Source organism: Lysobacterales bacterium (assembly GCA_019634735.1).
In the GTDB taxonomy this organism is placed as follows: Bacteria; Pseudomonadota; Gammaproteobacteria; order Xanthomonadales; family UBA2363; genus Pseudofulvimonas.
The window spans coordinates 1-24,874 of record JAHCAT010000002.1 but is presented as its reverse complement, the minus strand read 5'-3'; the positions used below and the strand labels follow the sequence as shown (position 1 = coordinate 24,874).

Below are 24,874 nucleotides of genomic sequence, written 5' to 3'. Positions count from 1 at the left end.
CGCCGGACGGGCGACTTGAAAAACGACCAGGAAGGTCGTTTTTCAACAAGCTGCAATGGTCGCGATGTCACGGCGGATGGACTCCCCGACAAGGGGCTGCAGACGCGTACCCTCGCTTGCTGCGGCGTCCAGCAGCGCCTGGACCACCGTCCCGTCGACCGGATCCGGCGCAAAGCGCCTGCGCCAGGTGTGCCGGTCCTGGATGTACCCGGCCAGGCCCTCTTCGTCGAGATCGGTCGCCGCGCCATCGTCGATCGTCACGCGGGCCAGGAGATCGGGGTCGTCGGTCTCGGGCAGCAGTGCGACCCGTATCGCCAGTCCCCGGCCCGCTGCCGCGATCCTCAGGTTGGTCAGGGCGCAAGCGCAGCTGATGACCAGCTCGCGACCCGCCGGATCGTTGACCGGTAACGCGTATCGGCAGTCGGCACGCAATTCGATGGACGACGGCGAGACCCGGAATCGCCACGGTTGCGTGTTGTGGCTGGAGGGGGCCAGGATCGCCCTGCCGATCAGCCAACCTGCCCGCGCCTGCCAGTGGCCGTCGTTCACTGCCGACTCCGACCGTTGGAATGGATCCACGCCGGCCTGCTGGCCCGTCCTTCGGACGCGACCGGCAGGCCCGTCGCACGCGGTTGCGCGCAGCGATACCGTACCCGGCTGCCGCCCGGCGCCCTCTGGGGCACCGGGCGGCCATTGCCCGTCAGTCGAAGGTCAGGGCGAGCTCGCGGCGTTCCAGCAGACCCATCCGGGCCTGGTCGAACAGGCGCAGGTCGCGCAGCTGGAACGGCGGGTTGATGCCGTCACGGGACAGCACCGGAAAAGCCAGCGCCAGCGTGCCAGTTCCCGGCTCCAGCCAGGCTGCGGCCTGGGCCAGGCCCAGCGGCACCAGGGCGCCCTTGTCGTCGGTCCCGTGCAGGACGCCGCGCAGCTCGTAACGTCCGACGCTGGCCACCTCGATGCCGAAGCGCAGCTCGATCGCGCCATCGACCCGGCGCACCACCCGTTCGACGGCGCCGTTCAGGCGCGCCACCGGCGCGACCACCGCAACCGCGGTGCGGACGTCGCGCTGGAACGCGCCGGCGCGCCCGCTGGCTGCCACGCTGGTACGCAGGTCCCACAGCCCCGGCTCGCCGCCCACATCTGCCGGCAGCGCCACCGTGCCGAGCAGGCTGCCGTCACTGGCGCTGGTGTATACGACGTCGAAGGCCTGACCGGACGGCGACAGCAGCACGCCAGTGGCCGCCTCGATGCGGGCGCCGCCGGCGAGCGCGACCTGAACCCGGACGGTGCTGCCGCCGTGCACCGTATCGGCGACGGCACGCGCGGTGACGACGTCGGCGCTGCCCGGCTCGAACACGTGCACCAGGTAGTGGCCGAGGGCGCCGGCCACCACCAGTGCGGCATCGGCCTCGAAGCCCGGTCGCAGGCGGAAGCCGACGCTTCCCGGTGCGACGCCCATGCCGGCGGCCTGAAGGGCCGCGGCGTCGACCAGGGTGTCGGCGGCCTGGTCCAGTGCCACCGGGCCGCTGCGGCTGACAATGGCGAACTGGCTGCGTACCAGCGGTTCGGCGCCGGACGCCGGGCTGACCAGCACCACGGCACCTGGGGCAGTCAGCGCCAGCGCATAGCCTCCGCGCAGCACCTGACCGTCGACGCGTTGCCAGTACTCGCGACTCTCCGCCTGGTGCGGTGGTGCGGTCTCCAGGCGGGTGTCCGCCGACAACGGCTGGAAGTACGACAGCGCACTGCGCTCGATGTCGGCAACAGGGGCGCGCACGCCCGAAGCCAGCTGGCTGATCACCAGGTCGTCGGCAACAGAAGGCGCCAGCGTCGGGCCGCGCTGGGCGAGGGCGAGGCCGGCGACCGGCAACAGCCCGAGGATGAGCAGGCGCAGGCAGGAGGCCTTGGAAGTCTTGTTCATGACGGCAGGCCTCACAGGTCGTTGCGCAGGATCACATCCAGGCCGAAGCAGTCGCGCCGGCTCTGGTTGTGGTTGAGGAAGCGGCCGCCGGTGCGGTTGACGTCGTTGAACCACAAGGTCCCCGCCGCACGCTGGCTGGTGCAGTTGAGGAAGCCGTCGGAGCAGCTCGCCAGCCAGTTCTGGGTGAACTCCAGGCCGACGCTCTGCGTATAGCCGGCGCAGTAGGCCTGGGTGCTCCAGGGCGCCGAGGAGACATCGGTGCCGACCACGTTCCAGAAGCCCTTCGGCAGGGCCGGCCGGCCGGAGGTGCCAAGCAGATTGTTGGCGTTGTAATAGGCCATCCAGCTCACCTGCTGCTGGCGCACGGCATCGCTCTGGTAGCCGAGCAGCCAGCCAAGCGCCGCCTCGAAGACGTTGCCGGAGATCACCGCATCGGCCAGCGGCGTGCCGGCGCTGGACGGCGCCAGCGCGTTCACCCAGCGGGTGCGCTGGATGATGGTCGGGTAGCGGCTGTCGAAGGTCGGATTCGACAGGATCCAGCGCATCACATTGCCGCCGTTGCTGTGCGTGATGATCACCAGGTCGGTGATGTTGCGGGTGGTGACGAAGGAGTGCAGCTGGCCGGCCAGGCAACCGGCGGCGCGGCTGTCCCACATGTACTGGGTGAAGTCGCAATTGACCACCACGAAGTTGGCGGTATTCGGCAGACCCTGGCGCACCGAATTGACGAAGGCGCTGGTCCAGTAGTCGGCCAGGGCATTGGTCTGCTTGCCGGTGCCGTGGACGAAGGCGACGCCCTTGTTGGCGAAGGCGCCGGCCGGCGCGAGCGCGAGCACGAGCAGTGCGACGCGGATGATTCGAAGCATGGATCGACTCCCTCCAGTGCGGACAGATGGACGGCGCGGATGCGGCATCCGCGCCGGGTTGCTCGTCCTTGACGGGCGGCCATCCCTGACCGCGGCGGGGCCCCTGCAGGCCCGGCTGCCGACCCCCTCCAGACGCCGGCGTATGGACGCTAGCACGACGCCGTCCACTTGCCATGACGCAGCGCAACGTGGCCGAAGCCGCCCTCTCCATGAAGTACATGAATGGAAACCGCGCAGGACCGAACGGCACCGCTGCGCCTGCCCGTACGCCTGGTGGCCGACGCCGCCAGGGGGAGGACGCCCTGTCGGGCGGTCGGTGAACAGCCCCGTGCGGCCTGACAGGCCGCGGGAGATGGCCTGCCGTCGCCATGACGGGCCGTCGCCCTGGTCGTCCCGCGCGGCGACGGGGCGGGACAGATACCGGGCGGAGGCCCGAACCTCCGGGATGGTCGTGTTCCAGTGCGTCGTCAGGCTTCGCGGGTCACCCGCAGCACTTCCTCGACGCTCGTGGTCCCGGCCAGACACTTGGCCCAGCCATCGGCCAGGATCCCCGGCGTACGGGTCCGGGCCAGACGCTCGAGTTCGGCCTCGGCGGCGTTGTCGTGCACCAGGGCGCGCATCGCCTCGTCGACCACGACCAGCTCGTGGATACCGGTGCGGCCGCGGTAGCCGGCGGCGCCGGCGCGCGGGCGGTGCAGGGTCGGCGCCGGGGTCTGCACGGGCAGCCCGAAGGCTGTGAAGTCGGCGGCGGTCGCCGTATAGGGTTCGCGGACCGCGGGGTCGAGGACGCGCACCAGGCGCTGGGCCAGCACGCCCAGCAGGCTGGAGGCCAGCAGGAACGGCTCGACGCCCATGTCGCGCAGGCGGGTGACCGCGCCGATCGCGGTGTTGGTGTGCAGGGTCGACAGCACCAGGTGGCCGGTCAGCGAGGCCTGCACGGCGATCTGTGCGGTCTCCAGGTCGCGGATCTCGCCGACCATGACCACGTCCGGGTCCTGGCGCAGGATGGCGCGCAGGCCGCGTGCGAAGCTCATGTCGATGCGGGTGTTGACCTGGGTCTGGCCGATGCCTTCGAGGTCGTACTCGATGGGGTCCTCGACGGTGAGGATGTTGCGGGTCGCGTCGTTGAGGCGCTCCAGCGCCGCGTACAGGGTGGTGGTCTTGCCCGAGCCGGTCGGGCCGGTCACCAGGGCGATGCCGTGCGGGCGGTGGATCAGGGCGTCGAGGGCCTCGCGCACGCTGTCGACCATGCCGAGCTGGCCAAGGTCGAGGCGGCCGGCCTGCTTGTCGAGCAGGCGCAGGACGACGCGCTCGCCATGGCCGGACGGCAGGGTCGAGACGCGCACGTCGACCGGCCGGCCGGCTACGCGCAGGGCGATGCGGCCGTCCTGCGGCAGGCGCTTCTCGGCGATGTCCAGGCGCGCCATGACCTTGACGCGGGAGGCCAGCGCCGGCGCCCAGCCGCGCGCCAGGGTCAGCACCTCGCGCAGCACGCCGTCGACGCGAAGACGCACGGCGACGCGCTGCTCGAACGGCTCGACGTGGATGTCCGAGGCGTTCTCCTTCACCGCCTGGGTGAGCAGGGCGTTGAGCAGGCGGATCACCGGCGCCTCGTCGGCGCTCTCCATCAGGTCCTCGGGCTCGGGCAGGCCCTCGGCCAGGGTCGCCAGGGAGGCGTCCTCGCCGGCCATGGCGGCGGCCTCCTGGCCGGCGTCGCCGCCGGCGTAGACCTGCCGCAGGTGGCGCTCGAAGGCGGCCTCGTCGCAGGGCAGCAGGGCCAGCGGCAGGCCGGCGGCGCGCTGCAGTTCGGCCAGCACCGGCAAGGCGACCCCGGGGCGATGCATCACCTGCAGCCGGCCGGCCTCGACCGCCAGCACGACCACCCCATGCCGCCGCGCGAACGCGTACGGCGGGCGCACCGCCGTGGCGGCTTCAGCGACGGCCACGGCGCGACCTGCGCTCGGGCGGCGGCGGCGCGGTCGGCAGCGGCTCGGCGACGCCCGGCGCCGGCAGCGCCTCGAGCTCGGGCAACAGCGGCTTCTCGTCGGGCCGCAGCAGGCCGCGGCCCTGGTCGATCATCCGCTCCTGCTCGCCGCGCACCTGGTTGTACTTGGCGCCGGAGACCGCCGATTCGGTGGCGGCGTCGCGCAGGATCACCGGGCGCAGGAAGATCATCAGGTTGCGGCGGATGCGCGCCGAGCTGCGGTACTTGAAGAGGTTGCCCAGCACCGGGATGTTGCCCAGCCCGGGCACCTTGTTCTCGCGCTCGTTCTGGTCCTCGGTGACCAGGCCGCCCAGCACCAGCATCTGGCCGTCGCCGACCAGCACCGAGGTGCGCAGAATGCGCTGGTTGGTGATCAGGTCCGCGGCGCCGGCCAACGGCGGCGCAAGGCTGGAGACTTCCTGCTCGAGCGCCAGCACCACGGCGTCGCCCTCGTTGATCTGCGGCGTCACCTTGAGCTTCAGGCCGATGCTCTTGCGTTCGATGGTCCGGAACGGGTTGACCAGCGCATTGTTGCTGCCGCCGCCACTGGTGACCGGCGTGGTGAACTCGCCCTGGATGAAGGGCACTTCCTGGCCGACCTCGATCAGGGCCTCCTGGTTGTCCAGGGTGACGATGGTCGGCGTCGACAGGATGTTGGTGCCGGTCTGCGAGTTCAGGGCGCGCAGCAGGGCGCCGATGTTGAGAATCTCGATCGGGTCGCCACCCGGGCCCGGGATGGTGATGAAGCCGTCGACCCAACCCAGGTTGAGGCCGCCCGGCAGCCCGGTCGGGTTGCTCAGGGCACCTATGATGTTGCCGCCGCCCGGCCCGGTGAAGTTGGTGCCGCCGAAGATGCCGCGGCCGACCTGGCCGTTGTCCTCGGCGAAGGTCTGCCACTGGATGCCGAATTCGCGGGCGCGCTCCTCGGCGACCTCGGCGATCACCGCCTCGATCAGCACCTGGGCGCGGCGGATGTCGAGCTGGCGGATCACGCCGCGCAGCGACTCCATGATCGCGCCCGGCGCCGAGATCACCAGGGCGTTGGTCGGCTCGTGGGCCTGGATCGCGGTGGCGGTCCGCACGCCCTCGCCCTCGCCGCCGGGCGCGCCCTCGAGCGAGCGCGCCAGCGCCTCCATCACCGGTACCAGGTCGCGCGCGGCGGCGTAGCGCAGGTAGATCACCTGGGTGGTCTCGCCCGACTCCAGCGGCGTGTCCAGGTGGGCGATCAGCGTGCGCAGGCGCAGCCGGCCGCGGCTGTCGCCGGTCAGCAGCAGCGAGTTGCTGCGCACGTCGGCGACCAGGCGCGGGCCGGCCTCGCCGCCGACGCCACCGAGCGTGCGCGCCAGCTCGGCCGCGTTCGCGTGGCGCAGCGGGATGACCTCGACGTCTTCGCCGCCGCTGGTGTCGATGCGCCGGACCAGGCGCTCGATGCGGTCGACGTTGCCGGCGCGGTCGACCACGACGATGGCGTTGCTGCCCTCGTGCACGGCGACCTGCGCGGCCTGCGGCAACAACGGCCGCAGCAGCTCGGAGAGCTCCCGCGCCGATACGTTGCTGACCGCGATGACGCGGGTCACCAGGGCATCGGGTGCGGTGGCGCCGGGCACCTCGGCCGGGATGTCGAGCTGGCGGGCGACGGCGTCGGGCACGATCCGCACCAGCCGGCCGCTGGGCACCGCGGCGAAGCCGTTGATGCGCAGCACCGACAGGAAGGTGTCGTAGACCTCGGCGGGCGTCATCGGCTCGCTGGTGATCACCGTGACCTTGCCCTCGACGCGCGGGTCGACGATGAAGTTGCGGCCGGTGATCTCGGCGACCGTGGCGATCAGCACGTTGATGTCGGCGTTGCGCAGGTTGAGCGTCTGCGGCGCGCCGGCGTCCGGTGGTGCCGGCGGCTGCGCGAGGGTCGACATCGTCATCGCCAGGCCGAGGACGAGCGTCAGCACGCGGACCGGCAGGAAAGGAGCGGGGTGGCTGGTCATTTCAGGTCCACGTTGAGCGTCTGCGAACGGCCGTCGCGACGCAGGGTGACGCTGACGCGCCCGGCGTCGCGGACGCTGGCCAGGATCTCCTGGGCGCGCGCGGGGTCGCGCACGTCGATGCCGTTGACGGCGGTGACGATATCATCGGGTTGCAGGCCCAGGCGCTGCACCAGGGGCGCGGCCGCACCGCCGGACAGACGGACGCCGGCGATCTGGCCGTTCTCGATCACCGGCAGCACCTGCACCTGGCGGGCCAGCTCGGCCGGATCGACGGCGATCTGTCGCTGCACCGCCTGCCAGTCGACCTCGCCACCGGCGGCCATGCCGGCCTGCGGCACCACGCCCAGCAGGGCCGGCATGCGGTCCAGGGCCGCCTGCTCGCCGGTGCGGGCGGCAGCGGGCAGGCCGGGCGCGGCGCCCTGCGGCCTGAGCAGGCTGAGCGACTCCTCGACGCCATTGCGTTCCAGCAGGACACGGTCCGGCAGCACCGCGCGCAGGCGGCTTCCGCCCGGCAGTTCGGCGCCGACCCGGTAGTAGGCCTGCCCTCCCGCGGCATCGGCGACCAGCGCGACGCCCGCGCCGGGATCCCCCTCGGCGAGCACGCCCACCAGTACCAGCGCCTGCTCGGTCTCCGGGGCCTGGGCGGCCCGGCTCGAGGGATCGCCGCCACCGAAGGCGCTGCCGAACAGATGCCAGCCGGACAGCGTCTCAGCTGCCGCTGCCGACCCCGGCCCAGCGACGGGCGCAAGCGCGTGGCTGCCGTCCCCGGCACCGGGTCCGGACAGGGCGGTTGCCAGCAGACGGATGGTCAGCCAAAGGCAGGCGATCGCCAGCAGGGCGACCGCCAGCAGGGCCGGCCAGGGCCTGTGAGGTCCGCCGTCGAATGCGATCACGCTGGCCATGCCTCCGGTTCCGCGCCCCCCAGGTCGAGAGGGCGGAGCGTAGCAAATCCGGGGTCGGGGCCCCGGCAGTCGGGCCTGCCGGTCACCGGCAGGCCTGTCAACCCGGGAAATCGCTCAGCGCCGGAACAGGTTACGGATGCGGTTGACCAGGCTGCGCAGCCCGGACTCCTTGCGATGCGCCTGCTCATGGTCCTTGCGCTTGCCGGCCGGGCGCGGCTCATGGCGACCGCGGGCGGCCTGCGTCTGCGCCGGCGCGGCGGCGTTCGCGGCCTCGCCGGATGCGTTCTCGCCGCCCTTGCGACGGTTCCGGCCGCCGCGGCGGCGGCGCTTTCCGGGCGTACCGGCGCTGGCGCCGGCCAAGGCCGCCGCCGGGAGGGCCGTGGCCTCGACCGCGACCGGCTCGCCGGCACTGGCTGTCGCCTCGACGTTCCCGGTTCCGGCCGGCTCGGCGCTGCGCGGACGGCGCTCGCCGCGAGGCGCACCACTGCGCGATCCGCCGCCCCGCCCTTCGCGGCCGCGGCCGTCTCCGCTGCGGCCGCCACGACCGCCACCGGCGCGGCCGTCGCGCTCGCGCCGCGGTGGCCGGTCATGAGCGGCCGAGCTGCCGTCGTCGGCATCGGCATCATCGGCGTCGACCTCGCCGGCAAGGCTGCTGCGCGGCGGCGCCGCCGGCATCGCCAGCCAGGCCGGATCGATCTGGCCGCGCGGGATCGACTGGCCGATATAGGCCTCGATGTCGGGCAGGCTGACCGCATAGGTCTCGCAGGCGAAGCTGACTGCGTCGCCCTCCGCACCAAGGCGCGCGGTGCGCCCGATCCGGTGCACGTAGTCCTCGGCATCCTGCGGCAGGTCGTAGTTGATGACATGACTGACCGCCGGGATGTGCAGGCCGCGCGCGGCGACGTCGGTGGCCACCAGGACATCCACCTCGCCGGCCTGGAAGCGACGCAGCAGGCTCTCGCGCTTCTTCTGCGGGACGTCGCCGGACAACGCACCGACCCTCCAACCGTAGCGCTTCAGCCATTCGGTGACGCGCTCCACCCAGTGCCGGGTGTTGACGAACACGATGGTGCGCTCGACCGCCAGGTGCTTCATCAGGTTCAGGAGCAGCGGCTTCTTCTCGTCGGCGGCCGGAAAATAGACGACCTGCTTGACGCGGTCGGCGGTCACGTTGTCGGTCTCGACCTTGAGCTCGATCGGGTTGTTCATGTGCTCGTAGGCGAGCTCGCGCACCCGGTGGCTGAGGGTCGCCGAATAGAGCAGTCCCTGGCGGCGGTCGCTGGCCGGCAGCCTGCGCAGCACGTAGCGGATGTCCTTGATGAAGCCGAGGTCGAACATGCGGTCGGCCTCGTCGATCACCACCACCTCGACGCCGCGGAAGTCGACGGCGCCCTGCTTGTAGTAGTCGATCAGCCGGCCCGGCGTCGCGATCAGCACGTCGATGCCGTCCTGCAGCGCCTGGCGCTGCTTGTCGTAGTCGGTGCCGCCGTAGGCCAGCGCCATGCGCAGGCCGGTGTTGCGGCCGATCGCCATGGCGTCCTTGTGGATCTGGATGGCCAGTTCACGGGTCGGCGCGACGATCAGCACGCGGGGGTCGCCGGTGCGCCGTTCGGGCAGCGCGTCGCGGGTCAGCAGACGCTGGAAGGCGGCGACCAGGAAGGCGCCGGTCTTGCCGGTACCGGTCTGCGCCTGGCCGGCGACATCGACGCCCTGCAGCGCTTCGGGCAGGGTCAGCGCCTGGATCGGCGTGCAGCGCGTGAAACCGGTGGCCTCGAGGCCGGAGAGCAGGTCGGGATGGAGGTCGAAGCTGGAGAAGAAGACGTCGGTCAGGGGTTGCTGCATGGGGGTCTCCGACGCGCGACGCGCGCCGCATGGTGGGTGGCATTCTTGAATTGCCAGGAGGGCGGTCCCACAATGCCGGAGACCGCAGGGGCCCGCCTGGATGGCGCGCCGACCCGGCAAATATTAACGCAAACCGTGCCTTGCCGCGCGGTTGCACGGCAAGGAGACCTCATGAGCGAGCACATCGTCCACGTCGGCGAAAGCGACTTCCAGGGCCAGGTTCTGGAGGCCGGCGAGCCGGTCCTGGTGGACTTCTGGGCCGAGTGGTGCGGCCCATGCAAGGCGATCGCCCCGCTGCTGGACGAGCTGGCGGACGAGTATGCCGGCCGCCTCAAGGTCGCCAAGCTGAATGTCGACCAGGCCCAGCGCCTGGCGGTCAGCTACAACGTGCGCAGCATCCCAACCCTGATCGTGTTCCGCGACGGCAAGCCGCACGCCACGCAGATCGGCCTGTCCGGAAATGCCCGCAGCGCGCTCCGGCAGTTCGTGGACAAGGCGATCGCCTGATCGCCAGCCGACCGGCCGGATCGGCGGGGTCCGGCCGGCCGGCCTGAATCGCCGCGCGCCGTGGGCTGGACAGCGCCGCGCCGCGCCGTTAAGTTAGACGCCGTCGACCGCCCATCGGGCCGTCGCCTTCCCGATTCAACCCTCCCGCGCGGTCCCGCACGGGCTTCTCCGAATCGATCCATCCGCGCCCTCCCGGCGCGTCGAGTGCTGCCATGAATCTGACCGAACTGAAACGGAAACCCCCGGCCGAGCTGGTTGCCTGGGCCGAGGAACTGGGCATCGAGGGCGTCGCCCGGGCCCGCAAGAACGATGTCATCTTCGCCCTGCTCAAGCAGCTGGCCAAGAGCGGCGAAGGCATCGACGCCGAAGGCGTGCTGGAGATCCTGCCTGACGGCTTCGGGTTCCTGCGCGGCGCCGAGGCCAGCTACCTGGCCGGGCCGGACGACGTCTACGTGTCGCCCAGCCAGATCCGGCGCTTCAACCTGCGCACCGGCGACTACATCCGCGGCAAGGTGCGCAGCCCGAAGGAAGGCGAGCGCTACTTCGCCCTGCTGAAGGTCGACGACATCAACGACGAGCCGCCGGAGGCCAGCAAGAACAAGGTCCTGTTCGAGAACCTGACGCCGCTGTTCCCCCGCCAGCGCTTCGTGCTCGAGCGCGGCAACGGCTCGACCGAGGACATCACCGGTCGCGTGCTCGACCTGTTCGCGCCGATCGGCAAGGGCCAGCGCGGCCTGATCGTGTCGCCGCCCAAGGCCGGCAAGACCATGCTCATGCAGCAGGTCGCCACCGCGATCACCACCAACCATCCCGACGTCCACATGATGGTGCTGCTGATCGACGAGCGGCCCGAGGAAGTCACCGAGATGCAGCGCACCGTGCGCGCCGAGGTGATCTCCTCGACCTTCGACGAGCCGGCGGCGCGCCACGTGCAGGTGGCCGAAATGGTGATCGAGCGGGCCAAGCGCCTGGTCGAGCACAAGAAGGACGTGGTCATCCTGCTCGACTCCATCACCCGCCTGGCGCGCGCCTACAACACCGTGGTTCCGAGCTCGGGCAAGGTCCTGACCGGCGGCGTCGACGCCAATGCCCTGCAGCGGCCGAAGCGCTTCTTCGGCGCCGCGCGCAATGTCGAGGAAGGCGGCTCGCTGACCATCATCGCCACCACCCTGGTCGACACCGGGTCGAAGATGGACGAGGTGATCTACGAGGAGTTCAAGGGCACCGGCAACATGGAGGTGCACCTGAACCGCCGGATCGCCGAGAAGCGCGTCTACCCGGCGATCGACATCAACCGCTCGGGCACGCGCCGCGAGGACCTGCTGATCGAGCCGGATCTCCTGCAGAAGATCTGGATCCTGCGCAAGCTGGTCCACCCCATGGACGACATCTCGGCCATGGAATTCCTGCTCGACAAGATGAAGACCACGAAGAGCAACGACGAGTTCTTCGCGAGCATGAAGCGCTGATCGAAGCGGCCGCGCACCAGCGGCCGCCGGTCGCGGCGCGCGCAGCCCGGTTCTCCCGGCGCGCCGCCACGCCGATGCACCCGACCGCGGCCAGGGGCGCAATGCGCCGCCGCAGCGACCCCTCGGGTGGAAGCTACTGCACTAGCATCGGCGGTTGGTCCCCGCCCTGCCGTCATGCCGGAAACGCCGCAACCCGCCCCCTCGTCCGACCGCCGCCGCAGACTGCTGGGCGCCGCCCTTGCCTGGCTGGTGCTGTCGGCCGGGCTGCTGGCTCTGTACTGGTTTCCCCAGGCCAAGCAGCTGGCCGGCGACGAGGTCTCGGTCTACCAGCCGATGGCGCTGTCTGTACTGGCCGGCGGCGACTGGTTCGATCCCCGTCTGCTCTGGCCGCCCCTGCAAGGTCTGTTCATGGCGGCGGTCTACGCCCTTGCCGGCCCGCACGTGCTGGCCGTGCAGCTCGTCCAGCTCGCGCTGCTGGTGCTGTCGGGCGTGCTGCTGCAGCGCTGCTGCCTGCTGCTGACCGGCGACACCCGGACCGCCGACTGGGCGGCCATCGCCCTCGTGGTGAATCCGGCCACCATCGCCTTCGCGACCTGGCTCTGGCCGGAGATCATGCACCTGTTCGCCAGCCTGCTGCTGGCCTGGCTGCTGCTGGCGCGCCGCGGCCTTACGGATGCCAGGCGCGCGACCGCAGTCGCAGGCCTGGCCGGCGCAGCGCTCGGCCTGTGCCTGCTGGCCAAGAGCCTGCTGGCGGGATTCTGGCCGCTGCTGCTCGTCACGCTCTGGCAGCGCCGGGCACCCGGACGCAGCCTCGCCGCGCTGGCGGCCTTCGGGCTTGGCGCGCTGCTGGTGACCGGGCCGGTCGTGCACCGGAGCTGGCAGGAAACCGGCCGGGCGACCATCGCCGATTCCTCGTGGTTCAACCTCTGGGTGGGCCTGGGCGACCGCTGGCGCAGCGACTACGTGTTCGACGAGACCGGCGAACGCATGGCCGAGTACCTCGCCAGCGCCGATGACGCCAGCGGGCGCGCCGCCTACGCGCGCGAACAGGCGCTGGGCATCGTGGAGGCGCAAGGTGTGGTGGCCACCCTGGCGCGCCAGGCCGGACGACAGTACTTCCGGCTCTTCGATGCCCGTACCACGCTGTCGGCGCAGTTGCCGGGGCCGGCCTGCCGTGGCCATATCGGCCTGTACAGCCTGCGCACGCCCTGGCTGGTTTCCGCGGTCGACCACCTCGCCCGCGGCTGGCACCTGGCGCTGCTGCTGATGGCCGGGCTGGGTCTGCTCGCCTGGCGTGACTGGCGCCGCCCCTGGATCTGGCTGTTGCTGGTCTTTCTCGGCTACCAGCTCGCGCTGTTCGGCGGGCTGCATGTGAAGACGCGCTTCCTCGTGCCCATGCTGCCGGTGCTGTGCCTGTTCGCCGCGCACCTTCTGGTCCGACTGGGCGAGTCCGCCGCCACGACCCATGCCGCGACAGCCCTCCGGGGATTGTGGCCCGGCTGGCGCGCGCCGGTTGCCGCACTGGCAGCGACGGCTCTGCTGGTGCTGTCGCTGGCAGGCCCGGCGCTGGACGGCGCCTGCGCCGATCACGTGCCCCAGCCGGCCGGAACATCCCTGTCGGTTGCAAGCGGGGCGTTCGAACGCCCTGTGGGACACGCCGGCGACTGAGCCGTCCGGCCATGCCGCAGCGGGCACGCAGCGGCGATCCGCCTGGACGCAGGGCCGAGCTGCGCATCTTCGGGACGATGGGGGATGGCTGCGGATTGGCCTGCCCGGCCTGCCGGCGGCGCAGCGGCCTGGCGCAGTCCTGACCAGGTGGCTGCAGGTCGTGTCAGCCGGTTTCCGACCCGCGCCCCCGAGGACTCAGGCCGGGCGTAACGGCACCGCGGGCGCCGCGGCGTAGGACCCGGCAGCCCGCTGCAGGTCGTTGACCACGTCGCTGTGGCCGTAGCGGACAGCGTAGTCCAGCGCGCTCCAGCCACCATGGTCGCGCTGGCCGGCGTCGGCACCCCGCGCCACCAGACGCCGCACGCTGCCAGCCAGGCCGTTCGCGGCCGCGTAATGCAGCGGCAGGCAACCCTTGCGGTCGACCATGGCATGCGCGGAGGAGCGGGAAAGCAGCACGTCGAGCGCCGCCTCGACGCCGACGCTGTCCGGTGGCGCCGCAGCCGCCGCACCGCAGGCCACGTGCAGGGGCGTCAGTCCGGCATGGTTGCTGGCATCGACGGTCGCGCCCGCGGACAGCAGCTCAAGCAGCAACGCGCGCACACGGGACGCATCCCGGCTTCCGAAGGCGAAGCCGGCGGCGGCGTGCAAGGGCGCGTTGCCATTGCTGTCGCGGGCGATCACAGATGCGCCTGCGGACAGCAGGGCGCGGACGCTGCCAACCGCACCGCAGGCGGCAGCCACGACCAGGGCGGTGGCCTCTCCAGCGAGCCGCTGCTCGGGCGCAGCGCCTGCCTCCAGCAGAAGCGTGACCACGGCCTCGTGGCCGGCCACCACGGCAGCGCTCAACGGCGACATGCCCGAATGCGAGCGCGACGAAAGGTCGGCCCCGGAGGCCAGCAGGGCCGCCACCACCCCGGCATGGCCACCGCCGGCGGCACGGATCAGGGGCGTGCAGCCCTGGGGGTCGCGACCTTCGGCCGGGATTCCGAGCGCGCGCAGACGGCGGACCGCCGCCAGGTCCCCCACCGCCGCCGCGGCCACCAGGTCATGCCCGGAGAGGCGACGGCCCGGCAGCCTCCAGTCCGACCAGCGCAGCCAGGGCAGCAGGGTGGTTCGGCCCTCGGCCTGGGCCTGCGCCAGCGCCGTTTCCCCGGCACAGTCCGGCTGACCCGGGTCGGCACCGGCGGCCAGCAGCTTGCACACCATCTGCAGAGCCAGTTCGTCGGGCTGGCGCAGCGCATGGTGCAGGGGGGTCGACCCCGCCCGATCGGCCTGGCGCGGGTCGCACCCCCGTTCGAGCAGCACGCCCAGCAGGCGCTCGCAGCCGGCCGCGCTGGCCAACGTCAGCGGCGATGCACCTTCGCAGGGGGCGAACGGGTCCGCACCCGCTTCCAGCCAGGCAAGGGCCACCGACTCGAGCTGCTCCACCGGCCCCACGCCGCAGGCAAGCAGCCTGGCCAGCCAGGCGCCGCCGGCCACGCTCACGCCGGCGGCCGGCAGGGCGCGCAGCAGGGCAAGCGAAGGTTCGGCGTCGGCCAGGGCCGCGGCCAGAGCCGGCTGGTCGAGGTCGTCGACGGCGTCTGCGGACAAAGGCCGCGCCAGTGCGTCGGCCAGGGCCCGGCGGGCACCCAGACGTGCGGCGGCGAGGGCCAGCCGGACCCGTTGCGGATCTCCGGCGCGGGCCAGCCAGGCGGTCAGCGCCGCAGCCTGGCCGTCGGCCAGCAGCACCTCCCCGAGCTCGACGCCGGGATCCGCGGCGCCCGCCTCGAGCGGCAACGCCGGCTGAGGAGAGCGGGCCGCCTGCAGCGCGCGCGGAGTGTGGCCTTCGTCGTCGGCGACGTCCGCATCGGCGCCGGCCCGCAGCAGCAGTTCGCACAGTGCAGCGTCCGTCTCCGAGGCAAGCCAGGCCAGGTGCAGCGGTGTCCGCCCGCGCTGGTCGCGGGCACCGACGTCGGCGCCCGCATCGATCAGCCGCTCCGCGGCGAGTCGGTTGCCGGCGGCGGCGGCGTGATGCAGGGCGGTCCAACCCTGGGCATCGGCAGCGGCCAACGGCGCCTTGGCCTGGAGCAGCCAGCCGAGAATCCGCGGGTCGCCCTCGCCCGCCTGCGCCGCCGCCGCAAGTGCCGGCAACGCGCCCGGCACCGCCAGCGACGCCTGGCGCTCGAGCAGCAGGCGCACGACGGCGGCATTGCCGACCGAGCAGGCGAGCGAGAGCGGCGTGTGCCCCTCGTCGTCGGACGCGTCGATCGCGGTGCCGGCGTCGAGCAGGGTGGCCGCGACCGCCGGGTCGACGCTCAACGCAGCGTGGTGCAGCGGAGTGCGCCCCTCAGGACAGCGCGCCATGGCGTCGGCGCCGTTGGCGATCAGCGCGAGCACGGTTTCCGGACGTCCGTAGTAGCTGGCGCGCGTGGCCACAAGCAGGGGTGTCATCCCCTGTGCCGCGTGATTGACATCGATACCGGCAGCCAGCATGGCGCGCAGCGGCCGCGAATCGTTCATGCCGGCGGCGATGATCAACGCGCAGCGCTGCTCCGGCTCGTCCGGCCAGGCCGGGGCGAGTACGTCGGCACCTGCGGCAAGGAGGGCCAGTGCATGGTCCACCTCGCCGGCGCGCAAGGACTGCCGCAGCAGCCAGGTCCGCTCTCCGGGGTCGGCGGGTACCGGCAACGGAATGGCCGCGGGCGGCTGCTCGGCGTCGCCCGGTGCCGGGGTGGCTGCGCCCGCTTGCATGCGTTGCGCGGCGAACCCCAGCATCAGGCCGGTTGCCGCGATGGCGAGCAGCACCGGCCAGCCCGAGGCCCGGGCGGCGGCCGAGGCCATCAGGATCGGCGCTGCCAGCGCCAGCACCTGCATCGTCATCGGCAGCAGCCCCCGCCACAGAAGCGCCTCGTCCAGCGCGGTCAGCGACCTGGCCCTGGCGAGGGCCGCGCGCACGCCTGAACGCCCATTGCCGTCCGCTTCGGAGAGGGCCGGCGCAAGCCAGCAGGGCATTGCCAGGACCACGGCCAGTGCGATCGCCAGAGCAATTGCCAGGGCAGCCGACAGGGATGCCGCGTTCCACCACCACCACAGCGCAGGGAAAATCAGCACCGCAAGCACCGCGCCATGGGCAAGAACGAGGCCGGCTGCGGTGGCCAGGCGCAGGTGCGGCATCGACCACGCAGGCAGCAGGGCAAGCGCCAGCGACCAGCAGGCGAACGAAAGCAGCAGGGCTGGCAACGGCTCGGCGATGGAATGAAGCAGGATTGCGGCCGATGCGCCGGCCAGGACGCCGATGGATGCTGAGGCTCGGGGCACCCGGTCCGGAATGGCAGGTTCGACCATGACCGGAAGTCTACCGGGGATTGGCAGCCTCCTCCCGCCAGCGACGGCATCCGGGGCGGGTCCGCCGGGGGCTTCGAGCGGATCGGGCGCCGCCGCGACCGATCGGCGTGTCCATGCGGCGGCTCGGCCGCCGGGTGCGCCGCCTTGTCCTATCCTGCAATCACCCCACCCGGAACCCGACGCCGATGCGAAGAACCGCGCTCCTGCTGGCCGCCCTGATGGCCCTGATCCCCGCCCTGGCCCGTGCCGCCCTGCCGGACCTCGAGCAGATCATGGAACACCCGGACTGGATCGGACCTCCGGTCGAGGACGCATGGTGGTCCCTGGACGGCCGCGAAGCGCTCTATCGCATCAAGCGCGCCGGCAGTCCGTTGCGGGACACGCGCGCGATCAACCTGCGCGGCGAACGCGACGCCGCGGTCGGCGACGATCGCCTGGCTGTCCTGGATGGTGCGGCGCCTGTGTTCGATCGCGATCGCCGCCGGGCCCTGTTCCTGCGCAATGGCGACCTGTTCATCCGCGATTTGCGCAGCGGCCGGCTGACTCAGCTGAGCCGGGGTGTCGATGGCCTGGCCGAGCCCCGCTTCATGGCCGATGGCCGGGTCCTGGTCCGCGCCGGCGAGCGCTGGCTGATCATGGACGCCGCCACCGGCATGGCCAGGCCGCTGATCGACCTGCGCATGGAAGACGAGCCCGACTCGGCCGGCAAGGACGAGCTGCTGCGCCAGGTGCAGCTTCGCCTGTTCGACACGCTCGCGAGGCAACGCGCCGATCGCGCAGCTGAGCGCTCCGAGGACCTGCGTCAGCGAGGGGTCGACAGCAGCCGGGCGCCGGCACCCTGGTTTCTGGGCAAGGGGCGCAGGCTGGTTGCCAGCGAGCCGTCCCCGAACGGGCGCTGGCTCCTGATCGTCACTGCCGCCGAATCCGCCGAGGCGGGTGAGCGGGGCAAGATGCCGCTGTACGTCACCGAATCCGGCTACACCGAGATCGAGGAGGTGCGCACGCGGGTCGGCAGGAACTTGCCTCAGGGCGTGCAGTTCGAATTGCTGGACATCCAGACGCGTACCCGCCAGCCCATCGACCTGGGCAAGCTGCCGGGCGTGGCCGAGGACCCGCTGGCCTTTCTTCGTGAGGGCAATCCCGCGGCTCCCAAGGCGCCTGAGCAACGCGCCGTGTCTCTGCTGGGCAGCCGCTGGAACGCGGAAGGATCCCGTCTTGCCCTGATGCTCCGATCGGTCGACAACAAGGACCGCTGGCTGGTCTCGATGGCTCCGGACGTGCAGGGCGCCGACCTCGCGGTCGAGGACAGGCTCACCGACACGGCATGGATCGGCTGGACCTTCAACGATTTCGGCTGGCTGCCCGACGGCCGTACGCTCTGGTTCCAGAGCGAGCGCAGCGGTTTCGGGCACCTCTACCTGAAGCCGGTGGGCACCGGTGCGGCCCGGGCGCTCACCCAGGGCCGGTTCGAAGCGCAGTCTCCGACGCTGATGGCGGACGGCAGGCGGTTCATCTTCATCGGCAACGCCGAACAGCCGACCATGTTCGACCTCTACGAAGTGGCGGTCGACGGCGGCACCCCCCGTCGCCTGACCGAACTGCGCGGCGTCGAGCGCTACGTGGTGTCGCCGGACCAGCGCCGGGCGCTGGTCCTGCACTCCTCGACCCATGTGCCGACGCAGCTGGCGGTGCTGGATCTCGGCAGCCGATCGCTGCGTACGCTCACCGACACCCGCACCGCGGCCTACCGGGCCATCGAGTGGCCCGACATGGAGGTGGTGGCCGTACCATCCAGCCACCAGGCCGATGCGGTCTGGTCGAAGCTCTACAGGCCCGCCCGCATGGAGCCCGGCAGGCGCTACCCGATCGTGCTGTTCGTTCATGGCGCAGGCTACCTGCAGAACAGCCACCACCGTTTCCCGCAGTACTACCGGGAGCAGATGTTCCACCACCTGCTGGTCGAGCGGGGCTACCTCGTACTGGACATGGACTTCCGGGCCTCCGCAGGCTACGGACGCGACTGGCGCACGGCCATCTACCGTCGCATGGGCCACCCGGAGCTGGAGGACCTGGTCGACGGACTCGACTGGCTGGTCGAGCATCACCAGGGCGATCCGGAACGTGTCGGCGTCTACGGCGGCTCGTATGGCGGCTTCATGGCGCTGATGGCGCTGTTCCGCGAGCCGGACCGCTTCCATGCGGGCGCCGCGTTGCGGCCGGTCACCGACTGGCGCCACTACAACCACGGCTACACCGCCAACATCCTGAACACTCCGGACGTCGATCCGGAAGCGCACCGGATCAGTTCGCCGATCGAATACGCGGAGAACCTTCGGGGCCACCTCCTGATCGCGCACGGCATGATGGACGACAACGTGTTCTACCAGGACGCGGTGATGCTGGCGCAGCGCCTCATCGAGCTGCGCAAGGAAGACTGGGAGCTGGCCAGCTACCCGCTGGAGCGGCACGGCTACGTCCATCCGGAGAGCTGGCTGGACCAGTACCGCCGGGTGCTCAAGCTGTTCGAGCGCAACCTGCGCGGCGTGCACTGAGGACGTGGCGGTGGCGGCGACCCACCAGGTGAGCAACCAGCCACCGCCTTTCCCGGTTTTCAACCTCTACCGCGCGGACCTTCCGCTCGTCGAAGCCGTGGCCGCCAACGGTGCCGGGTGGGCGGAGCAAACCCTGGAGGCCTACGGCGCGCTGGCCGGCGGCGAACTGATGGCGCTCGGCGAGCTGGCCGCCCGCAACCGGCCCCGGCTGCACAGCCATGACCGCTACGGCCACCGCGTCGATGCCGTCGAATACGATCGCGCCTATCACGAGGTCATGTCGATCGCCGTCGGCCACGGATTGCATGCCGGGCCCTGGCAGGATGACCGGCCGGGCGCCCACGTCGCGCGCGCGGCCATGGAGTACCTGCACCACCAGGCGGAACCCGGCAGCAATTGCCCGCTGACCATGACCTATGCCGCGGTCCCTGTGCTGCGCCAGGCCGGGGCGCTCGGCGAAGACTGGTTGCGCGGTGTCCTGTCGGACCACTACGACGCCACGGATGCCCACCGCTCCGGCAAGCACGGTCTGCTGATCGGCATGGGGATGACCGAGAAGCAGGGCGGGTCGGATGTCCGCAGCAACACCACCCGCGCGGACCGGCAGGCCGACGGCAGCTACCTGCTGACCGGCCACAAGTGGTTCTTCTCGGCACCGATGTCGGATGCCTTCGTCGTGCTGGCACAGGCCGAAGGCGGGCTGAGCTGCTTTCTGCTGCCGCGCTGGCGCTCGGCCGGCAGCCGCAACGGCCTGCGCCTGATGCGCCTCAAGGACAAGCTCGGCAACCACGCCAATGCCTCGTCCGAAGTGGAGTTCGACCAGGCCCTGGCCTGGCGGATCGGCGACGAGGGCCGTGGCGTCGCCACCATCCTGCAGATGGTGGCGCTGACGCGCCTGGACTGCATGGTGGGATCGGCCGCGCTGATGCGCCAGGCGCTGTTCCAGGCCTTGCATCATGTAAGCCACCGGCGCGCGTTCGGCCGGCTGTTGCGCGAGCAGCCGCTGATGGCGGCGGTGCTGGCCGACCTCGCGCTGGAGTCCGAGGCGGCCATGTCTCTTGCGTTGCGCACCGCCCGTGCCATCGACGCCTCCGCTGGCGATGCGGGCGAGGCGGCGCTTGCACGGGTCTTGACCCCGCTCGGGAAGTTCTGGATCTGCAGGCGCGCGCCGGCCGTGGTGAACGAGGCCATGGAATGCCTGGGCGGCATCGGCTATGTCGAGGAATCGCCACTCGCGCGGCTCTATCGCGAGGCGCCCCTGAATTCGATCTGGGAAGGCTGCGGCAACATCCAGTGCCTCGACCTGCTGCGAGCGACACGCGATCAGGGCACCCTGGCCGCCCTTGACAACCTCCTGGCCCCGCTGTGCGACAGCGATGCCATCGCCCGGGCGCGTTGGCGAACCTGCCGCGCCGCGCTGGAAGCCACGCCAGACGATGCGCTTGAAGCGTCGGCGCGCCGCCTGGCCGCCAATGTCGCGCAACTGGTCCAGGCGGGCGTCCTGCGCGAGCACGCGCCTGCCAGCGTCGCCCACGCATTCATCGGCGCGCGGCTGGGACAGCCGGCGGCTTGTTTCGGCCAGCTTCCAGACGGCATCGACTGTCGGTCGCTCGTCGACCGGGCCCTGCCTGCCGCCTGAGGGGCACTCCCGACCCCCGCCGCCAGGTGGGTTCCACCGATCCCGTCGCGTGTCGATGGCCCTCGATCCCGGCGTTTCCGCGGGCCTCTCTTCCCCGGGTTTCCACCCGCGCATCGCCATTTGATCCCGCGCAAAGTAAACGCCCCGCTGCATTGCTGCGCGGGGCGTTTGGATGAAGCTCCTGGCGATGACCTACTCTCGCATGGCTTAGGCCACACTACCATCGGCGCTTGTGCGTTTCACTTCCGAGTTCGGGATGGGATCGGGTGGTACCACACCGCTATGGTCGCCAGGAATAAGTTGGTGGATGTAGCAAGGGTTTGTGCATGGATTTTGTCCATGCTCTGAGGCCTGTGGGAGAGACGTGTCAGTGAGGATTGAGGGATAGGATCAAGCCGCACGGCGCATTAGTACGCGTTAGCTCAAGGTGTTGCCACCCTTCCACATCGCGCCTATCAACCAGGTGGTCTTCCTGGTGCCTTCAGGGGACTTGTGTCCCGGGAGATCTCATCTTGGGGCGAGTTTCCCGCTTAGATGCTTTCAGCGGTTATCTCTTCCGTGCATAGCTACCCGGCAATGCCATTGGCATGACAACCGGAACACCAGAGGCACGTCCACTCCGGTCCTCTCGTACTAGGAGCAGCCCCCCTCAAATCTCCAACGCCCACGACAGATAGGGACCGAACTGTCTCACGACGTTCTGAACCCAGCTCGCGTACCACTTTAAATGGCGAACAGCCATACCCTTGGGACCGACTACAGCCCCAGGATGTGATGAGCCGACATCGAGGTGCCAAACACCGCCGTCGATATGAACTCTTGGGCGGTATCAGCCTGTTATCCCCGGAGTACCTTTTATCCGTTGAGCGATGGCCCTTCCATACAGAACCACCGGATCACTAGGACCTACTTTCGTACCTGCTTGATCCGTCGATCTCGCAGTCAAGCGCGCTTATGCCCTTACACACACTGCACGATGTCCGACCGTGCTGAGCGCACCTTCGTGCTCCTCCGTTACTCTTTGGGAGGAGACCGCCCCAGTCAAACTACCCACCATACACGGTCCCCGACCCGGATCACGGGCCCAGGTTAGAACGTCAAGCACATCAGGGTGGTATTTCAAGGATGGCTCCGCCAAGACTAGCGTCCTGGTTTCATAGCCTCCCACCTATCCTACACAGACGAACTCAACGTTCAGTGTAAAGCTATAGTAAAGGTTCACGGGGTCTTTCCGTCTTGCCGCGGGAACGCTGCATCTTCACAGCGATTTCAATTTCACTGAGTCTCGGGTGGAGACAGCGCCGCTGTCGTTACACCATTCGTGCAGGTCGGAACTTACCCGACAAGGAATTTCGCTACCTTAGGACCGTTATAGTTACGGCCGCCGTTTACCGGGGCTTCGATCAAGAGCTTCGCCTTGCGGCTGACCCCATCAATTAACCTTCCGGCACCGGGCAGGTGTCACACCCTATACGTCCACTTTCGTGTTTGCAGAGTGCTGTGTTTTTGATAAACAGTCGCAGCGGCCTGGTCACTGCGGCCCGGAAACGCTCAGCTCCGCATGGAGCCACGCCTCCGGGCGCACCTTCTCCCGAAGTTACGGTGCTATGTTGCCTAGTTCCTTCACCCGAGTTCTCTCAAGCGCCTTGGGATTCTCACCCTGCCTACCTGTGTCGGATTGCGGTACGGTTCCATCGTGACTGAAGCTTAGGGGCTTTTCCTGGAAGCGTGGGATCAGTGACTTCGTCCAAAAGGACTCGTCTCGGTGCTCGGCATAAAGAGGGCCGGATTTGCCTAACCCTCATGCCTACCGCCTTTCCCCGGGACAACCAACGCCCGGTACACCTACCCTTCTCCGTCCCCCCATCGCATCACGATGAAGTGCTGGAATATTAACCAGCTTCCCATCGACTACGCGTTTCCGCCTCGCCTTAGGGACCGACTCACCCTGCGCCGATGAACGTTGCGCGAGGAAACCTTGGGCTTTCGGCGGGGGGGCTTTTCACCCCCCTTATCGTTACTCATGTCAGCATTCGCACTTCCGATACCTCCAGCAAGCCTCTCGACTCACCTTCACAGGCGTACGGAACGCTCCTCTACCGCTCACCCTTGCGGATGAACCCCGAGCTTCGGTACATGGCTTGAGCCCCGTTAAATCTTCCGCGCGGGCCGACTCGACCAGTGAGCTATTACGCTTTCTTTAAAGGGTGGCTGCTTCTAAGCCAACCTCCTGGCTGTCTATGCCTTCCCACTTCGTTCACCACTTAGCCATGATTTTGGGACCTTAGCTGCGGGTCTGGGTTGTTTCCCTTTTCACGACGGACGTTAGCACCCGCCGTGTGTCTCCCGTGCTTGCACGTGCTGGTATTCGGAGTTTGCCATGGTTTGCTAAGTCGCGATGACCCGCTAGCCATAACAGTGCTCTACCCCCAGCAGTGATACACGAGGCGCTACCTAAATAGCTTTCGAGGAGAACCAGCTATCTCCGGGTTCGATTAGCTTTTCACTCCTATCCACACCTCATCCCCTACCTTTGCAACGGGAGTGGGTTCGGGCCTCCAGTCCGTGTTACCGGACCTTCACCCTGGGCATGGATAGATCACCCGGTTTCGGGTCTACGCCGTGCGACTGTGCGCCCTGTTCAGACTCGGTTTCCCTTCGCCTCCCCTAGACGGTTAAGCTCGCCACACAACGTAAGTCGCTGACCCATTATACAAAAGGTACGCCATCACCCCTTTCAGGGCTCTGACTGCTTGTACGCATACGGTTTCAGGTTCTATTTCACTCCCCTCTCCGGGGTTCTTTTCGCCTTTCCCTCACGGTACTGGTTCGCTATCGGTCGGTCAGGAGTATTTAGCCTTGGAGGATGGTCCCCCCATGTTCAGACAGGGTTTCACGTGCCCCGCCCTACTCACTTTCATCGCACAAGCCCTTTCGAGTACCGGGCTATCACCTTCTATGGCCGGCCTTTCCAGGCCGTTCCTCTAGAACTTGCACGACTTTTGGGCTGTTCCCCGTTCGCTCGTCGCTACTCAGGGAATCTCGGTTGATTTCTTTTCCTCCAGGTACTGAGATATTTCAGTTCCCCGGGTTCGCTTCCCGCACCTATGTATTCAGCACGGGATACCGCTTGCGCGGTGGGTTTCCCCATTCGGACATGACCGGATCAAAGCTCGTTGCCAGCTCCCCGGCCCTTTTCGCAGGCTGCCACGTCCTTCATCGCCTCTGACCGCCAAGGCATCCACCGTATGCGCTTAGTCGCTTGACCATATAACCCCAAGAAGCCTCGGGGTCACACGCAAACAACTCGTGTTGCTTCGCCTACTTGCCTCAACGACACGTTCGACTCGTTCGAGCCAAAACGCTTGTTACGTCCCAAGTTTTCAAAGAACACCCGACCGGCCTCAACGCCGACCCGGTTTCATTCAATTCGTATGCGCTGCGTTCAGAGGTCTGGTGGAGCCAGTCGGGTTCGAACCGACGACCCCCTGCTTGCAAAGCAGGTGCTCTCCCAGCTGAGCTATGGCCCCGGCGGAATGGTGGGTCTGGGAGGACTCGAACCACCGGCCTCACCCTTATCAGGGGTGCGCTCTAACCACCTGAGCTACAGACCCAAATCTGTTGCGGGTCCATGACCCGTGGCGCAGACGCAACGAAACGAACGCTCCTCGCGGATCGTCCGTTTCAGCGCCGTGCTGCCGGCTTCTCTGAACGTGCAAGTGCCTTGTGTGGACGCCTCGAACCGGCGAAGCCATGCTCTAAAGGAGGTGATCCAGCCGCACCTTCCGATACGGCTACCTTGTTACGACTTCACCCCAGTCATGAACCACTCCGTGGCAAGCGCGCCCCTTGCGGTTACGCTACCTGCTTCTGGAGCAGCCCACTCCCATGGTGTGACGGGCGGTGTGTACAAGGCCCGGGAACGTATTCACCGCGACAATGCTGATCCGCGATTACTAGCGATTCCGACTTCACGGAGTCGAGTTGCAGACTCCGATCCGGACTGAGATCGGCTTTCTGGGATTGGCTCCACCTCGCGGTATCGCAACCCTCTGTACCGACCATTGTAGTACGTGTGTAGCCCTGGCCGTAAGGGCCATGATGACTTGACGTCATCCCCACCTTCCTCCGGTTTGTCACCGGCAGTCTCCTTAGAGTTCCCACCATTACGTGCTGGCAACTAAGGACAAGGGTTGCGCTCGTTGCGGGACTTAACCC

The 24,874-nt window shown here is 69.1% G+C and carries 13 protein-coding genes, 2 tRNA genes and 3 rRNA genes; 5 read left to right on the top strand and 13 right to left on the bottom strand.

Features of this window, described 5'->3' with window-relative positions; all coding sequences use genetic code 11:
* Positions 1 to 42: 42 nt before the first annotated feature.
* From KF823_02830 to KF823_02800, 7 genes are all read right to left on the bottom strand, one after another.
* Positions 43 to 549: a hypothetical protein gene (locus KF823_02830; protein ID MBX3724830.1), complete on the bottom strand. Its 507-nt coding sequence runs from the start codon at positions 547 to 549 to the stop codon at positions 43 to 45.
* Between the two features lie 151 nt (positions 550 to 700).
* On the bottom strand, positions 701 to 1,921 hold the full coding sequence (locus KF823_02825; protein ID MBX3724829.1) for a DUF4785 family protein: 1,221 nt from the start codon (positions 1,919 to 1,921) through the stop codon (positions 701 to 703).
* Between the two features lie 11 nt (positions 1,922 to 1,932).
* Positions 1,933 to 2,787 (bottom strand): hypothetical protein, encoded by an 855-nt coding sequence (locus KF823_02820; protein MBX3724828.1) that lies wholly within the window; start codon positions 2,785 to 2,787, stop codon positions 1,933 to 1,935.
* Between the two features lie 467 nt (positions 2,788 to 3,254).
* Positions 3,255 to 4,733: a type II secretion system ATPase GspE gene (gene gspE / locus KF823_02815; protein ID MBX3724827.1), complete on the bottom strand. Its 1,479-nt coding sequence runs from the start codon at positions 4,731 to 4,733 to the stop codon at positions 3,255 to 3,257.
* Positions 4,720 to 6,753 (bottom strand): type II secretion system secretin GspD, encoded by a 2,034-nt coding sequence (gspD, locus tag KF823_02810; protein MBX3724826.1) that lies wholly within the window; start codon positions 6,751 to 6,753, stop codon positions 4,720 to 4,722. The genes gspE and gspD overlap by 14 nt, the downstream gene beginning before the upstream one ends.
* Complete coding sequence (gspC, locus tag KF823_02805) at positions 6,750 to 7,655, bottom strand: type II secretion system protein GspC (GenBank protein ID MBX3724825.1); 906 nt, start codon at positions 7,653 to 7,655, stop codon at positions 6,750 to 6,752. Before gspC ends, gspD begins: the two co-directional genes overlap by 4 nt.
* A 114-nt stretch (positions 7,656 to 7,769) precedes the next feature.
* On the bottom strand, positions 7,770 to 9,497 hold the full coding sequence (locus KF823_02800; protein MBX3724824.1) for a DEAD/DEAH box helicase: 1,728 nt from the start codon (positions 9,495 to 9,497) through the stop codon (positions 7,770 to 7,772).
* A 171-nt stretch (positions 9,498 to 9,668) separates the two neighbouring features.
* Between KF823_02800 and trxA the strand changes: the two genes are divergently transcribed.
* From trxA to KF823_02785, 3 genes are all read left to right on the top strand, one after another.
* On the top strand, positions 9,669 to 10,004 hold the full coding sequence (trxA, locus tag KF823_02795) for a thioredoxin (protein MBX3724823.1): 336 nt from the start codon (positions 9,669 to 9,671) through the stop codon (positions 10,002 to 10,004).
* A gap of 212 nt (positions 10,005 to 10,216) precedes the next feature.
* Positions 10,217 to 11,473, top strand: coding sequence for a transcription termination factor Rho (gene rho, locus KF823_02790; protein ID MBX3724822.1), 1,257 nt, complete (start codon positions 10,217 to 10,219; stop codon positions 11,471 to 11,473).
* A gap of 174 nt (positions 11,474 to 11,647) precedes the next feature.
* The gene (locus KF823_02785) at positions 11,648 to 13,141 is read left to right on the top strand and encodes a hypothetical protein (protein MBX3724821.1); all 1,494 of its coding nucleotides are present in this window, start codon (positions 11,648 to 11,650) and stop codon (positions 13,139 to 13,141) included.
* A 195-nt stretch (positions 13,142 to 13,336) separates the two neighbouring features.
* On the opposite strand, the gene KF823_02780 is transcribed toward KF823_02785, so the two are convergent.
* Complete coding sequence (locus KF823_02780) at positions 13,337 to 16,465, bottom strand: ankyrin repeat domain-containing protein (protein MBX3724820.1); 3,129 nt, start codon at positions 16,463 to 16,465, stop codon at positions 13,337 to 13,339.
* 185 nt (positions 16,466 to 16,650) lie between these two features.
* On the opposite strand from KF823_02780, the gene KF823_02775 reads away from it, so the two are divergent.
* Both KF823_02775 and KF823_02770 read left to right on the top strand, forming a co-directional pair.
* On the top strand, positions 16,651 to 19,017 hold the full coding sequence (locus KF823_02775) for a prolyl oligopeptidase family serine peptidase (protein MBX3724819.1): 2,367 nt from the start codon (positions 16,651 to 16,653) through the stop codon (positions 19,015 to 19,017).
* 4 nt (positions 19,018 to 19,021) lie between these two features.
* Complete coding sequence (locus KF823_02770; protein ID MBX3724818.1) at positions 19,022 to 20,656, top strand: acyl-CoA dehydrogenase family protein; 1,635 nt, start codon at positions 19,022 to 19,024, stop codon at positions 20,654 to 20,656.
* Positions 20,657 to 20,835: 179 nt separating this feature from the next.
* Here KF823_02770 and rrf read toward each other — a convergent pair.
* The 5 genes from rrf to KF823_02745 form a co-directional block, all read right to left on the bottom strand.
* Positions 20,836 to 20,950, bottom strand: a 5S ribosomal RNA gene (gene rrf, locus KF823_02765).
* Positions 20,951 to 21,042: 92 nt separating this feature from the next.
* Positions 21,043 to 23,924 (bottom strand): 23S ribosomal RNA (locus KF823_02760).
* A gap of 186 nt (positions 23,925 to 24,110) precedes the next feature.
* A tRNA-Ala gene (locus KF823_02755) sits at positions 24,111 to 24,186 on the bottom strand.
* Positions 24,187 to 24,193: 7 nt separating this feature from the next.
* Positions 24,194 to 24,270: transfer RNA gene (locus KF823_02750), tRNA-Ile, on the bottom strand.
* 146 nt (positions 24,271 to 24,416) lie between these two features.
* A 16S ribosomal RNA gene (locus KF823_02745) occupies positions 24,417 to 24,874 on the bottom strand; the annotation flags it as partial.

Coding starts and splice junctions, on each gene's coding strand:
- KF823_02825 (MBX3724829.1), bottom strand. CDS start 1,921: ATGAACAAGACTTCCAAGGCCTCCTGCCTGCGCCTGCTCATCCTCGGG.
- KF823_02820 (MBX3724828.1), bottom strand. CDS start 2,787: ATGCTTCGAATCATCCGCGTCGCACTGCTCGTGCTCGCGCTCGCGCCG.
- gspD (MBX3724826.1), bottom strand. CDS start 6,753: ATGACCAGCCACCCCGCTCCTTTCCTGCCGGTCCGCGTGCTGACGCTC.
- gspC (MBX3724825.1), bottom strand. CDS start 7,655: ATGGCCAGCGTGATCGCATTCGACGGCGGACCTCACAGGCCCTGGCCG.
- KF823_02800 (MBX3724824.1), bottom strand. CDS start 9,497: ATGCAGCAACCCCTGACCGACGTCTTCTTCTCCAGCTTCGACCTCCAT.
- trxA (MBX3724823.1), top strand. CDS start 9,669: ATGAGCGAGCACATCGTCCACGTCGGCGAAAGCGACTTCCAGGGCCAG.
- rho (MBX3724822.1), top strand. CDS start 10,217: ATGAATCTGACCGAACTGAAACGGAAACCCCCGGCCGAGCTGGTTGCC.
- KF823_02785 (MBX3724821.1), top strand. CDS start 11,648: ATGCCGGAAACGCCGCAACCCGCCCCCTCGTCCGACCGCCGCCGCAGA.
- KF823_02780 (MBX3724820.1), bottom strand. CDS start 16,465: ATGGTCGAACCTGCCATTCCGGACCGGGTGCCCCGAGCCTCAGCATCC.
- KF823_02775 (MBX3724819.1), top strand. CDS start 16,651: ATGCGAAGAACCGCGCTCCTGCTGGCCGCCCTGATGGCCCTGATCCCC.